The organism is Brevundimonas pishanensis (assembly GCF_022750635.1).
GTDB lineage: Bacteria > Pseudomonadota > Alphaproteobacteria > Caulobacterales > Caulobacteraceae > Brevundimonas > Brevundimonas pishanensis.
In genome coordinates this window covers 1-13,431 of record NZ_JAJKBG010000007.1, presented here as the reverse complement: position 1 = coordinate 13,431, position 13,431 = coordinate 1, and the positions used below count along the sequence as shown (strand labels likewise).

General features: G+C 62.1%; 12 protein-coding genes. 4 read left to right on the top strand and 8 right to left on the bottom strand.

All coding sequences use genetic code 11. The features are described from left to right. Positions 1–7: 7 nt before the first annotated feature. The 5 genes from pyrE to folK form a co-directional block, all read right to left on the bottom strand. Entirely contained in the window at positions 8–592 is a 585-nt protein-coding gene (gene pyrE, locus LOX95_RS12615; RefSeq protein WP_242915169.1) for an orotate phosphoribosyltransferase, read from the bottom strand. 48 nt (positions 593–640) lie between these two features. After that, positions 641–1,405, bottom strand: a complete 765-nt coding sequence (locus tag LOX95_RS12610) for an LOG family protein (RefSeq protein WP_242915167.1) — start codon at positions 1,403–1,405, stop codon at positions 641–643. Between the two features lie 20 nt (positions 1,406–1,425). Next, entirely contained in the window at positions 1,426–3,579 is a 2,154-nt protein-coding gene (locus tag LOX95_RS12605; RefSeq protein ID WP_242915165.1) for a RelA/SpoT family protein, read from the bottom strand. A 164-nt stretch (positions 3,580–3,743) separates the two neighbouring features. Further along, positions 3,744–4,103 (bottom strand): DNA-directed RNA polymerase subunit omega, encoded by a 360-nt coding sequence (gene rpoZ / locus LOX95_RS12600; RefSeq protein WP_242915163.1) that lies wholly within the window; start codon positions 4,101–4,103, stop codon positions 3,744–3,746. Between the two features lie 114 nt (positions 4,104–4,217). Continuing rightward, positions 4,218–4,754 (bottom strand): 2-amino-4-hydroxy-6-hydroxymethyldihydropteridine diphosphokinase, encoded by a 537-nt coding sequence (gene folK / locus LOX95_RS12595; RefSeq protein WP_242915161.1) that lies wholly within the window; start codon positions 4,752–4,754, stop codon positions 4,218–4,220. Positions 4,755–4,786: 32 nt separating this feature from the next. Here folK and LOX95_RS12590 point away from each other — a divergent pair, with 32 nt between their 5' ends. Continuing rightward, positions 4,787–5,332, top strand: a complete 546-nt coding sequence (locus LOX95_RS12590) for a LabA-like NYN domain-containing protein (protein WP_242915159.1) — start codon at positions 4,787–4,789, stop codon at positions 5,330–5,332. Between the two features lie 66 nt (positions 5,333–5,398). Here the strand turns inward: LOX95_RS12590 and LOX95_RS12585 are convergent, their stop codons facing one another. Beyond that, positions 5,399–6,607: an N-acetylmuramoyl-L-alanine amidase family protein gene (locus tag LOX95_RS12585; RefSeq protein WP_242915157.1), complete on the bottom strand. Its 1,209-nt coding sequence runs from the start codon at positions 6,605–6,607 to the stop codon at positions 5,399–5,401. A 482-nt stretch (positions 6,608–7,089) separates the two neighbouring features. Between LOX95_RS12585 and LOX95_RS12580 the strand changes: the two genes are divergently transcribed. The 3 genes from LOX95_RS12580 to LOX95_RS12570 are packed head-to-tail and all read left to right on the top strand — an operon-like array spanning position 7,090 to position 12,162. Continuing rightward, the gene (locus tag LOX95_RS12580; protein ID WP_242915155.1) at positions 7,090–9,861 is read left to right on the top strand and encodes an Rne/Rng family ribonuclease; all 2,772 of its coding nucleotides are present in this window, start codon (positions 7,090–7,092) and stop codon (positions 9,859–9,861) included. Between the two features lie 54 nt (positions 9,862–9,915). Then, positions 9,916–11,331, top strand: a complete 1,416-nt coding sequence (locus tag LOX95_RS12575) for a M48 family metalloprotease (protein ID WP_242915153.1) — start codon at positions 9,916–9,918, stop codon at positions 11,329–11,331. Positions 11,332–11,361: 30 nt separating this feature from the next. Next, positions 11,362–12,162, top strand: a complete 801-nt coding sequence (locus LOX95_RS12570; protein ID WP_242915151.1) for a thioredoxin domain-containing protein — start codon at positions 11,362–11,364, stop codon at positions 12,160–12,162. Positions 12,163–12,222: 60 nt separating this feature from the next. Here LOX95_RS12570 and LOX95_RS12565 read toward each other — a convergent pair whose 3' ends face one another. Beyond that, positions 12,223–13,011: a thiazole synthase gene (locus LOX95_RS12565; protein WP_242915149.1), complete on the bottom strand. Its 789-nt coding sequence runs from the start codon at positions 13,009–13,011 to the stop codon at positions 12,223–12,225. A 60-nt stretch (positions 13,012–13,071) separates the two neighbouring features. After that, on the bottom strand, positions 13,072–13,269 hold the full coding sequence (gene thiS / locus LOX95_RS12560) for a sulfur carrier protein ThiS (protein ID WP_242915147.1): 198 nt from the start codon (positions 13,267–13,269) through the stop codon (positions 13,072–13,074). Between the last annotated feature and the right edge of the window lie 162 nt (positions 13,270–13,431).

Below are 13,431 nucleotides of genomic sequence, written 5' to 3'. Positions count from 1 at the left end.
TACTTCCTTACTTGGACAGACGACGGCTGCCCGGATCTTCAACTGGCAATGCCGCCAGTTCCGGCGGCAGCGCGTCCGCAGGATAGGCCGGAACGTCGAGCGTAGCCAAGGCAATCAACGGCACACCAACGTCTGCCTTGCCGCCCGAGCGGTCAACGACGCAGGCCGCAGCGATCACGTCGCCTCCCGCCTTCTTGATGGCTTCGATACATTCACGCGACGACAGGCCCGTCGTGACGATGTCCTCGACCATGACGACCTTCTCGCCCGGCTCTACCGAGAAGCCGCGACGCAGCTTGAACTCGCCGTCCACGCGCTCGACGTACATCGAGCGGACTTTCAAGTGTTTGGCGGTTTCATAGCCAGGAATAATGCCGCCGACCGCAGGCGAGATCGCCGCGTCAACAGGCCCAACCGTGGCAACGATCTTTTCGGCCAGTGCCTTGCACAGACGCTCGCAGCGTTCGCCGTCCATGAACACGAGGTTCTTCTGGAGGAAAACGGGGCTGTGCAGACCCGAGGAAAGAACAAAATGGCCTTCGCGCAGGGCGCCGGCTTCGCGGAACTCGTTGAGGACGTCTTCAGTGTTCATGAACGCGGTCCTTAGCCTTGCCGGCCCTGCCCCTCAAGGGCCAAGGGATCAATCTATATTCTCGCCGGGAGCCAGGCCACCTTCCAGCAGCTTGTCCCAGACTGTCTGGGCATCGTCAGCGAACGAGAATAAACCCATATCGTCAGGCTTGATCATTCCGTGCTCGGCGAGCGCCTCGAAGTTGATGATGCTGCGCCAATAACCTTCGTCAAACAGTACGATCGGTATAGGCGGTGCCTTACCCGTCTGACGAAGCGTCAGGATTTCAAACAGTTCGTCCAAAGTCCCGAACCCGCCCGGGAACACCACCAGCGCATTGGCCCGCATGGCCAGATGCATCTTGCGCATGGCGAAGTAATGGAACCGGAAGGTCAGTTCGGGCGTGCTGTAGGGGTTTGGAACCTGCTCGTGCGGCAGGGTGATGTTAAAGCCGATGGAGGGTGCGCCCGCCTCGGCCGCCCCGCGGTTGGCCGCTTCCATAATGCCGGGGCCGCCGCCCGTGGCGATGACGTTATCACGAGGCTGTCCGACTGTATTACGGATGGCACCTCCGCGCTCAGACGCCAGACGGCCAAAGGCCCGCGCGCCTTCGTACCATCGATGCGCGACAGCCACCCGCGCGCTCCCAAACACCACAATGGTCGAGCGGACGCCCCATGCCTTCAGGGCTTCCTCGGCCTTGGCGTATTCCATCTGGAAACGCACGCCGCGCATTGAATCGCCCAACAGGAAATCAGGGTCCATCGCCGCCATGCGATAGGACGGTGATGCCAGTTGGGCAGCATTGGCCGCGCGGCGCTGTTCGTCATCCATGATTTGGTCCTCTGGCCTGATCAGCCGCGAACGCGGTCAACCGTATCTACCGACGGGTTGGCTCTCAATGCAGCCAGAATCATGGTCGCGTGGCGGGCGTCCTTCACTTCTACGTCCAGCGTGACGTCGAAGAAGTCATACTGTCGGTGGGCCAGCGACAGGTTGAGGATATTGCCCCCTGCCTCGCCGATGATCGTGGCCACCTGCCCAAGAACGCCCGGTGCATTGCGCATGGTTGCCGCCAACCGGACGGCACCGATGCCTTCGCGTTCCGCTTGCGGTGTCCACTGCATGTCGCGCCATACGCTGTCGTCGTCGGCGTAGTCCGCCAGCGATTGGCAGTCGATGGTGTGGACCGTCAGGCCAACGTCGGGTTCATGGATGCCGACAATGCGGTCACCCGGAACCGGACAGCAGCACTCACCAAAGTGGATACTGACCCCCGGCGTCAGGCCCGAGCCGCGCACAAACAGACGGGCCGAGGACGCCTCGATCCTCTTGCGCTGACCATGGGACTGCAGTTGGTCCTTCAGGGCGGGGAACAGGATTTCCGCGACACGTGTCACCGGAATACGCCCGCGTCCGACGGCGTCGAACAGGTCGTCCTCGCTGGCGACCGTGAGGGTTTCTAGCGCCGACTTGAGCGTCACGTCCTTAAGCGACTTGCCCGCATGGGCCAGAGTTTGCTCCAGCGACGCTCGGCCCAGCTTGATGAACTCTTCGCGCTCGGAGGTGCGGATATGGCGACGGATGGCCGAACGGGCGCGGCCCGTCACGGTCAGGCTGCGCCAGTCGGTCGGCACCTCGGCCTTGGAGCCGCGAATGATCTCTACGACGTCCCCGTTTTGCAGGGCCGTGCGCATAGGCTTGAGTTCACCATTGATCTTCACACCGACGGCGGTATCGCCGACCTCGGTATGCACTGCATAGGCGAAGTCCAGCGCCATACCGCCGCGCGGCAGGCTGATCAGCGTACCCTTGGGCGTAAAGACGAACACCTGATCGAGATACATCTCGAGCTTGGCGTGCTCGACCCAGTCTTCGCCGCCCTCCCCGTGCTCGATCACCTGCACCAGATGGCGCAGGTTCAGCAGCGGGTCACGGCCACCATCGGCTTCCATAGCTTCACGGTCGAAGCCGTAGGATTCATTTTTATAGCGCCAGTGCGCAGCCACGCCGTCTTCGGCGACACGGTCCATCGCCTCGGTGCGGATCTGCATTTCAACCTTCAGGCCACCGGGGCCAACGACGGTCGTATGCAACGAGCGATAGTTGTTCGACTTGGGCGTCGAGATGAAGTCCTTGAAGCGGTCCGGCACCATGGGCCACGCGCGGTGGATGATCCCCAGTGCGCGATAACAGTCGTCCTCTGTCTCCACGATCACTCGGAAGCCATAGATGTCGGACAGCGACGAGAAGCCCACCGTCTTGCGCTGCAGCTTGCGCCAGATCGAATACGGGGTCTTCTCGCGACCTTTGACGAAGGCGGACAGGTCCTGCTCTTCGAGGACGCGCACAATCTCTTTCGAGACAGTCTGGATGGCGCTGCCATGCTCCAGCTTCAAAGCTTCGAGGCGACGCTCGATGGCCGTGCGGGCTGTGGAGTTCAGGTGCGTGAACGCCAGCTCTTCCAGCTCCGACGCGATCGAGTGGATACCGATCGAGCGGCCAAGCGGCGCATAGACTTCCAACGTTTCGCGGCTGATGCGCTCGCGCTTTTCAGGCTTTACGTACTGGAGCGTGCGCATGTTGTGCAGGCGGTCCGCCAGCTTGACCAGCAGCACCCGCACGTCGCGCGAAATGGCGAGGATGAATTTGCGGAGGTTCTCGGCCTGACGCGTATGCTCGGCCTGAAGCTCCAGACGCGACAGCTTGGTCACGCCCTCTACCAGCACAGCAATCTCTTCGCCGAACATGGCGGCGATGTCGTCACGCGTGGCAGAGGTGTCCTCCACCACATCATGCAGCAGCGCCGTCACGATGGTCGCCGTATCCAATTTGTAGTCGGTCAGAATACCGGCCACCTGGATCGGGTGCGCGAAATACGGATCGCCAGAGGCCCGCAACTGCGAGCCGTGCATCTTCATCGCATAAACATAGGCCTTGTTGAGCAAGGCCTCATCGGCAGTTGGATCATAGGCCTTTACGGCGTCGATCAACTCAAACTGACGCATCACAGGGGTGCGGCGGCCACCGGGACCAGATGCCGCAGACGCCAACGGCGCCGCCCCTGATGGGGACGACGCCGTTGAAACCGATTTCTCGGTAGGCTCAGCCGACGGCGTTTCCGCCGAAGGACGCGCCGGAATAATAGTGACGCCAGTGACAGGCTGTGCCGTCAGTAGCGTTCCTCCTGGCCACCGTCACGGTCGCTTTGCAGCGCACGGATCAGTTCGGCTTCAGCCATGTTCATGTGCTGCGGCTCGGCCAGCAGCGCCACGACTTCGGCTTCATCCTCGGCCTCAGTGCGTTCGTCGACGCGCTGCAGGGTGGTGATGATGTTTTCGTACAGTTCGTCCGGCTTGACGGTTTCGTCAGCCAGTTCGCGCAGGGCAACGACAGGGTTCTTGTCATTGTCGCGGTCGATGGTCAGCGCAGCACCGTTGGCGATGTTACGCGCACGGTGACCAGCCAGCAGAACCAGACCAAAGCGGTTCGGCACCTTTTCGATGCAATCTTCGACAGTGACGCGGGCCATGAAATTCCTCGGGCGACAGGGAGAACCACACAAAATATAGAAGCGAGGCCAGTTGTGCAACGGCAACCGACCCGCTTTCGGCAGGAAAACAGCGAGATATTCGCGGCTTTCGTCTTAAATCACCGGCTTTGCATCCCGCCCGACGGTCGCGCTGGCCGCAAGCGCTTGAGCCGTCTTGTGGCTGAGCGGATGCCGCCAGTGCGGGGCGATCTGCGCAAGGGGCCCCATGACAAACAGGCGCTCTTCCGCCCTGGGATGCGGCAGATACAGGCCGTCCAGGTCGTCGGTCACCCGACCATAGGCAATCAAATCCAGATCCAAAGTGCGCGGAGCGTTCCGGACCGAACGCACCCGCCCTAGTCGGTCCTCGATTCGCGAAAGGAGAGCCATCAGCGCCTTTGGGCTGTGTTCGGTTTCGATAACGATCACGCCATTGATAAAGGGCGGATCACTGGGGTTGGGCCAGGCGGCGGATTCCCACCAGTCCGAGCGGGCGATGATACGGCATCCGCTGGCTTCCAACTGCTCCAGCGCGCGCTCCAAGCCTTGCTGGCACGTGGCAAACTGCCCCTTGTCATTCGCGCCCAGTGCGACGATGACTGCATCTGCAAGATCGATTTCACCCGACAGGGGTGGATTTTGCGCACTCAAACCAAAATGCCTTTTTATCAGGATCTATATTGATGACGTCCCCCAACCGCATTGCGCTTTTTATCGACGGTGCCAACCTCTATTCGGCGGCGCGCTCGCTTAACGTTGATCTCGATTTTCGCAAGCTGTCGGAGTTCTTCGGCCGTGATGGCCGCCTGATCCGCTCTTATTACTATACTGCCATCGTGGAAGGCGAAGAGTTCTCACCGGTTCGCCCCCTTGTGGACTGGCTGGACTACAACGGCTTTACCGTCATGACCAAGCCGGTACGCCGCTTTACCGATGCACAGGGCCACACCCGCACCAAGGGCAATATGGACGTCGAGATCGCCGTCGACATGCTCGAGCTTGCCCCTCACCTCGACGAAGTTGTTCTCTTCTCGGGCGACGGTGACTTCAAACGCTTAGTTCAGGCCGTACAGGCCAAGGGCGTGCGCGTAACGGTCGTGTCCACCACCAAGAGCCAGCCGCCGCAAATCAGCGACGATCTACGCCGCCAAGCCGACGAGTTCATCGATCTGGCCGACGTCATGAACGAGTTCTCCAAGCCCAAGCCCGCCTTCAACCGCGAGCGCTAAACGGTCCGGACCGGATACGAAAAAGGCCCCCGTTCGCACGGGGGCCTTTGTTTATCTGCAAGGGCCTTAGCCCTGCCCGCCCGTTCCGGCGACGCGGACCTGAGCGGAGGGTTCACGGAAATAGCGGTCGATACCCTCGGCCACCGTGCGCATCAGACGACGACGCGAACGCTCGTCGGTAAGGACACGGCCGTCTTCCGGATTGGTGATGAAACCCATCTCCAGCAACACGGCCGGCACATCCGGAGCCAGCAGAACGGCCAATCCCGCAGCGCGGTGGCTTTGGCGCAGCATCGGGTGGCTGTCAGCTTCGAGATGGGTCAGCAGCACGCGGGCGAACTGCGCCGAACGGTTTTGGGTCGCGCGCTGGGTCATGTCGAGCAGGATACGGTCAACCGAAGCATCACGCCCTGGCAGACGCAGATTGCGCTGCCAGTCGTCGTTTGCCGTGAACTCGCGAACAGCGCGGCCAGCGCCCTGCTCCGACAAGGTATAGACCGATGCACCGCGCAAAGCCGGATCGGTTCCTGCGTCGGCGTGCAGGGAAATAAACAGGTCCGCGCCAGCATCACGCGCAATCTGCACGCGGCGGCTGTGCACGACATAGACATCGGCATCGCGGGTCAGGCGCACACGGTAGCGACCGGTGCGCTCAAGCGCTGTCTTCAACTCGCGGGCAGCCGCCAGCGTGACCGTCTTCTCCCAAACGTCGTCGCCGCGTGCACCAGGGTCGCGGCCACCGTGACCGGCATCGATTACAATGAGCGGCTTTTCGGCACGCGGCTGCGGGCGGCGCGAGGCCATCACCGGAGCCTCGGCAGCGCCCGTCGCCTTGAGGTCAATCACATAGCGATAGTTGGCAACACCATCACCCGGCGGCAGCAGGAAGCGGCGCTCGATGGTCGCTCCACGTGCCAGATCCAGATTGACGCGCGTACCGCCTGCACCATTTTCAAGCTGATAGGCGCTAACCAGTCCCGAGCCATTGCCCGACAGACCGCGACCGGGGTCGATATCTGCCAGAGCCACGCTGACACGACCGGTCGTGCCGTCCAGAAGTACGCGCCCGCGGGTTTCACGCGACAGGTCGATAACGACGCGCGTGCGTTGCGCATCGCCGCCAAAGCGAACCGACTTGATCTGTATGTCCGATCCACGCGCAAGTCCGAGGCCAGCCATCAGCACTGCCGAAAGCATGACCACGACCGCTAATGCGGTCAGTGACCACTCTCGCAGCCCCCAACGCGTAAGACCCTCACGCCACAGAACGCGCATCGCCCAGACGGACTCCTTCTTATTCTAGGGTTTCTAGCTAGCCTCTGACTGTTAAGGATTTCGTAAAGATATCCTTTCGCGCAATGTTTTTGCATTTTGTCAGAATGGCGCCTATTGTTCATGGACCGCGACCGATCGCGCCTACGCCCCTGTGCGGCGTCGGGCACGCCCTCCTCGCGGCTGCTAGTTTATTTCACCCTATTCCGACGGTGGGTTGGCAACAGCTCCCTGCCCTAGGATCAAGCGGGTTTGGACCGCAGCCTCTTTAATGTTGGCGCGACCAGACCCCGGACCGACAGAACCCATGGGCCAATACGCCTGCGTCACCGTCCGGCAATCGAATGCCGACCTCGCGATCCGCGAGGCGACGATGTGTGCGCGTGGCCCCATCCACATTTGGCGAGCCGCTCCCCTGCTGACGGGGTTCATCCATGCGAGGAACCTCGCGGGGCACGGGCTGGCGCGCCTGAGAGAGACACTACATGTCCAAGACTATGCTGATCGATGCGGCGCACGCGGAAGAAACGCGCGTCGCAATCGTGGACGGCCGTCAAGTTGAGGAATTCGATTTCGAATCCCGCGGTCGTCGTCAACTCCGCGGCAATATCTATCTAGCCAAGGTTACGCGCGTAGAGCCGAGCCTTCAGGCGGCTTTCGTTGAGTATGGTGGCAACCGTCACGGTTTCCTCGCCTTCAACGAGATTCACCCTGACTATTATCAAATCCCGGTCGCCGACCGCGAAGCCATCATGGCCGAAGCGGGCGACGAGGATGAAGACGAAGATCTGGACCGCGACGACGAAGGCGATTCCGAAGGCCGTCTGGCCGACGAGGAACGTCTGAAGCGCCGCCTGATGCGTCGCTACAAGATTCAAGACGTCATCAAGCGCCGTCAGGTCCTGCTGATCCAGGTCGTGAAAGACGAGCGCGGTGCCAAGGGTGCTGCCCTGACCACCTGGCTGTCGCTGGCCGGTCGTTACTGCGTGCTCATGCCGAACACCGGCAAGGGTGGCGGCATCAGCCGCAAAATCACCAACACCTCGGACCGTCGCCGCCTCAAAGCTGCCGCTGCCGCGCTGAAGGTGCCGGAAGGCATGGGCCTGATCATCCGCACGGCGGGCGCAAAGCGCACCCGTGCCGAGATCAAGCGCGACTATGAATATCTGTTGCGTCTGTGGTCGACCATCCGCGAGACGACGCTGAAATCGACCGCACCGGCTGTCATCTACGAAGAAGAGAACCTAGTCCGTCGCGCCGTGCGCGACATGTACGACAAGGACTTCGACGGCATTCAGGTCGAAGGCATCGAAGGCTTCCTGCAGGCGCGCGACTTCATGCGCGTGCTGATGCCATCGCAGGCCAAAAAGATTCATCTGTACCAAGGCACCCGCCCGCTGTTCGCCTCGAACGGCATCGAGGAAGTGCTGACTCAGATTCACCAGCCGGTCGTTCCGCTGAAGTCGGGCGGCTATCTGGTGATCAACCAGACCGAAGCTCTGGTGGCCATCGACGTGAACTCGGGTCGCTCGACCAAAGAGCGGAACGTCGAGCAAACCGCCGTCAAAACCAACATCGAAGCCGCCGTCGAAGCCGCCCGCCAACTGCGTCTGCGCGACTTGGCCGGTCTGGTTGTCATCGACTTCATCGACATGGATGAATCGAAGAACAACCGCGCTGTCGAAAAGGTTTTGAAGGACGCACTGGCTCAAGATCGCGCCCGCATCCAAATGGGTCGCATCTCGCCCTTCGGCTTGATGGAAATCAGCCGCCAGCGTCGCCGCCTCGGCGTCATCGAAGGCGCGACCGAGGCTTGCTCCTGCTGCCAGGGCACCGGCCGCGTGCGGTCGGCAGAGTCCGCTTCGCTGACCACCCTGCGTGCCGTAGAGATCGAAGCGGGCCGTAATGGTGCCGGTTGCATTACCCTGCGCGTCTCGACCGCTGTGGCCATCTACATCCTGAACCACAAGCGCGACTATCTGCAGCGTCTGGAACAGATGCGTGGCCTCAAGGTCATCGTTCAGATCGACGACTCGCTGGCTCAAGGTGAGCACCATATCGAGCGTACCGAGACCAACGAAGAGTTCACCGCTCCGCAGGACCAGTTCGACCTGTCGGTTCTGGATGACGGCATCGACGATCACGCCATCTTCGACGAAGAGGAAGAAGAGGACGATGACGACGTCGCCTCTGACGCTTCGGACGACGACAGCGACGAAGATGGTGAAGACGCTGAACGCGCCGAACGTGACGAGGATGGCCGTGGTGGCCGCCGCCGTCGCCGCCGCCGTGGTGGTCGCCGTGAAGAAGAAGTCGAAGCCGCTGCCCCGACCGACGACGAAGACGAAGAAGGCCGTGGCGGCCGTCGTCGCCGTGGCCGCCGAGGCGGTCGTCGTTCGCGTGAAGAAGGTGATCGCGACGTCTACACCTGGGTGCGCGGCCGCACGCCGTCGCTCAATGACCCTTACGTCTGGTTCGACCCGCTGAACCCGGAACGCCCCGAGCGTCCGGAACGCGCCCCGCGTCCGGTTGCAGAAGCGGTAGCCGTCGAAGGTGTCGAGAACGAAGTCGCCTCGCTGGACGAAGTGAAGATCGAGGGCGAAGGCCGTCGTTCGCGCCGTCGTCGTGGTCGTGGCCGTGGTCGCAACCGCGATCAGGAAGAAACGCCTTCGGACATCAAGGCCGAGGATCGCGCCAGCAACGAAGGCCTGCCGGTCGAAGGTAACCCCGATCTGCCGATCGCAACTGTGATCGAAGCGGATGATCAAGCGGAAGCTGCGGCTCCGGCAGAGACTGTCGCTGTCGAAGCTACGATCGACGAAGCACCGAAACGCCGCCGCGTCCGTCGCAAGACCCGAAGCGCCGAACCGGCTCTGGAAGACGCCGCCCCGGTCGAGGCTTCATCGGACGACCAGCCGCCGTTCGTCGCTGTCATCCCCGATGACCGGATCGTCGAGAAGGCAACCGAGCGCGCCCGTGACGCCGAAGAGGCCGTACCGGCCAAACTGGACGTGACGCCCGCTCAGGCCTTTGCTGTCGAACAGGCTATCGAGGAAGTCCGCCACGAAGAAGTGCGTCCGGAACCTGTTGCGGCTCCTGTTGCCGAGGTCGCTCCGGCTGTGGTCGAGGCCCCCGCTCCCGTCCTTGTTGACGCGGTGGAGGAGGCTCCGCTTGCAGTCGGAGACATTATCGCCAACGATCCAAACCAGATCGTCGCTCCGCCTGAAAAGCCGAAGCGCGGCTGGTGGCGCCGTTGATCGGCCATGATTTGACGTGAAGACAGTAGGGAGGCCGTTGCTCTGGAGTTCACCATGATCCGGTTTTCCACTGTTCTTCCCCGTCTGCTGGTAGCAGGGACGGCGGCGGCTGCGCTGATGGCCGCCGCCCTCCCCGCATCCGCACAAAGTCTGATCCGCGATACAGAGATCGAAGGGATCATTCACCAATGGTCCGCGCCGACGATCACGGCCATGGGGTTGGACCCTGACGAAGTCGAAATCCTGCTCGTCAACGATGACAGCCTGAATGCGTGGGCTACACGCGGGCGGGTTATGGGCCTGAACACCGGCCTTATTCTTGAAACCAAGAATCCGAACCAGCTTCTGGGCGTGATTGCGCACGAAGCCGGTCACATCAAAAATCGTCACACCCTGCGCGACGGTGCCCAGAATGCGGGCATGCAGCCGATGATCATGACCATGGCGCTGGGCGCTCTGGCTGCACTTGCTGGTGCACCCGATGCAGGCGCGGCGCTGATCGCATCAAGCCAGTATTTCGGCACACTGGGCGCGCTGCGTTACATGCAGTCGCAGGAAGGCGAAGCCGACATCACCGGTGCACGCGCACTGGAGCGTGCAGGCGAATCCGGTCGCGGTCTGGTCGAGTTCTTCGAGAACTTCCGCTCGCAGGAAGTTTTCTCCGACGCCCGCCGCTTCCCCTATTTCCGCAGCCACCCGCTGTCATCCCAGCGCATCAGTGCTTTGCGCGGTCCGGTTGAGCGCGCGTCCAACTACGATAAGCGTGACAGCGAGGAGCGTATTGCCCAGCACGCGCTGGTGATCGCCAAGATTCGCGGATTTATGCAGCACCCGAACACGACGCTGCTTGAATATCCTACCTCGGATACCTCGTTCCCTGCCCGCTATGCTCGCGCCATCGCCTGGTATCGCGACGGCCAGACCCACAAGGCCTTGGAGGCTGTAGACGCGCTGTTGGCCGAGCAGCCGGAGAACGCCTATCTGTGGGAGTTGAAGGGCCAGATCATCTTCGAAGAAGGCCGTCCGGCCGAGGCGCTTGAAGCCCATTCGCGCGCCGTACAGCTACTGCCTGAAGCGCCACTTCTCCGCATCAACCTCGCCCACGCCCTGCTTGAAAGCGGTACGCCCGAGAACACTGCCAAGGCGGAGACAGAGCTGAAGTTCGCCCTCGCCCGCGAGGACGATAACTCGATGGCTTGGCGTCTGCTCAGTCAGGCCTATGCCAATCAGGGCAAAGAGGGTGAAGCCCGTCTGGCCTCGGCAGAATACTGGTTCGCGCTACGCCAACCGCGTCAGGCCAACGAGTTCGCCCTGCGCGCCCGCGATATGCTGGACCGCAACAGCATCGAATGGCGCCGTGCGACCGACATCGTTCTGGCGTCCGGCGCGTCTGAAGACGACATTGCCGCCGCCGAGCGCCGTAACCAGCAGCGTCGCGGCCAGCAGGTCCAGCCGCCCGGCACCAACTAACACTCCCGTCCCAGACGAGTACCAGACTTTATGACCGACATGCCTCCGCCCGCAAACAACACCGCCGTGCCCGAACAGAACGGTAAACACCGCTCGTCGTCCGGTGCACCTTCTTCGCTATTGGCGGGGGCGGCTGTCGCCATTTCGGCGGCAGCTCTGGTCTTGGCCGGTCTACCTTATCTGGGCGTTGGACCGCGCGCAGATGTGCGCGGCTACCTTTTGCAGAACCCGCAGATTCTCGATGAGATGCTGGAAGCGCGACAGTCGCTGGAAGACCAGAGCGCAACCTCGTCGATTGATCAGGCCGTCGCCGCCAATCCTCGCCTGCTGGAAGCCGATACCCGCGATCCCATGTTCGGTCCGGCAGACGCCAAGGTCACGGTGATCCAGTTCTTCGACTATCGCTGCCCTGGCTGTAAGGCCGTGGCCGCACCGTACCGCGCCATGATGGACCGCCACCCCGAGGTGCGCTTCATCTTCAAGGAATGGCCGATTCTCGACAATGGCTCGACGGTCACGTCCAACTATGCCGCCCGCGCAGCGCTGGCGGCGCATGATCAAGGCAAATATCTGGCCGTCCACGATGCCCTGATGGCCGAGCGCGCTCTGGACGAAGACGCCGTGAACGACATCCTGAAACAGGCTGGCGTGGAAATGGCCAAGGCCAACCAGTTCATGACCTCGCCGGAGGCTGTTCGCCAGATCGCGGACATTCACACCATCGGCGCAACCTTGCGCCTGCGCGGCACGCCGACCTTCTTCGTCAACGGCAAGACCAGCGCCAGCATCGACCCCGCCGAGGTCGAGAAGATGATCGAAGCGGTCAAATAAGCCGATCCCAGATACAAGAAGGGCCGGAAAGCGATCTGCTCTCCGGCCCTTTTTCTTGCCTTAGATCAGGCCCGCCAGCGGCGAGGACGGATCGGCGAACATGCGCTTCTTCATCCGGCCAGCGAGGTAAGATTCGCGCCCCGCAATGACCGCGTGCTTCATGGCGCTGGCCATCAAAACCGGATCGCGGGCTTCGGCGATGGCGGTGTTCATCAGCACGCCGTCGCAGCCCAGCTCCATCGCCACCGCCGCATCCGAAGCCGTGCCCACACCAGCATCCACCAGCACCGGGACCTTGGACTGCTCCACGATCATGCGGATGTTGATGGGGTTCTGGATACCCAGCCCCGAGCCAATCGGCGCGCCCAGCGGCATGATGGCGACTGCGCCTGCATCTTCCAGCTTGCGGGCATAGACGGGGTCGTCGGTGCAATAGACCATGACCTCGAAGCCTTCGGCGGTCAGCAGCTTCAGCGCCCGCAGGGTCTCTTCCATGTCCGGATACAGGTGCTTCTGTTCCGACAGGACTTCCAGCTTCACCAACGTCCAGCCACCGGCCTCGCGGGCCAGACGCAGGGTGCGCATAGCATCTTCTGCGGTAAAGCAGCCCGCCGTGTTGGGCAGATAGGTGTATTTCTTGGGATCGATATAGTCGGTCAGGACCGGCTGGCCTGGGTCCGTCAGGTTCACGCGGCGCACGGCCACCGTCACCATTTCCGCGCCCGAGGCCACCACAGCGGCGGCGTTCTGCTCATAGTCACGGTATTTGCCCGTGCCCACGATCAGGCGGGAGTTGAAGGTGCGACCAGCGACGGTCCAGCTATCGGTGCGAGGTGCGGATTCGGTCATGAGGAACAGTTAGCCGCAACCCGTCCCGCATTAAAGCCGCGATACGGGATTTGATCTGGCTCAGCCGCCGCCGACGAACTGGACCAGCTCGATCTTGTCGCCGTCGGCCAGCTCGGTGGTGGCATGCAGCGAACGCGGTACGATCTCCAGATTGCGCTCGACCGCAACCTTGCGCGGGTCCAGCGACAGCTCTTCGATGAGGCCCAGAATGGTGGCGGCAGACGTGTCACGCCCCTGCCCGTTCACTTCGATACGCAATTCTTCGCTCCAGACGTGGCCTGAGGATCATAGGCAGGCCAGACCAAGAATATGGGGTGATGCGGTCCGCAACTCAATCGCTTCACCTGTGCCGTCACCTACCGACTGAGGCTGTGTAAAAACGGCTTCCATTCGAGCGAATTAGGTTAGTCTCCTGAGGTC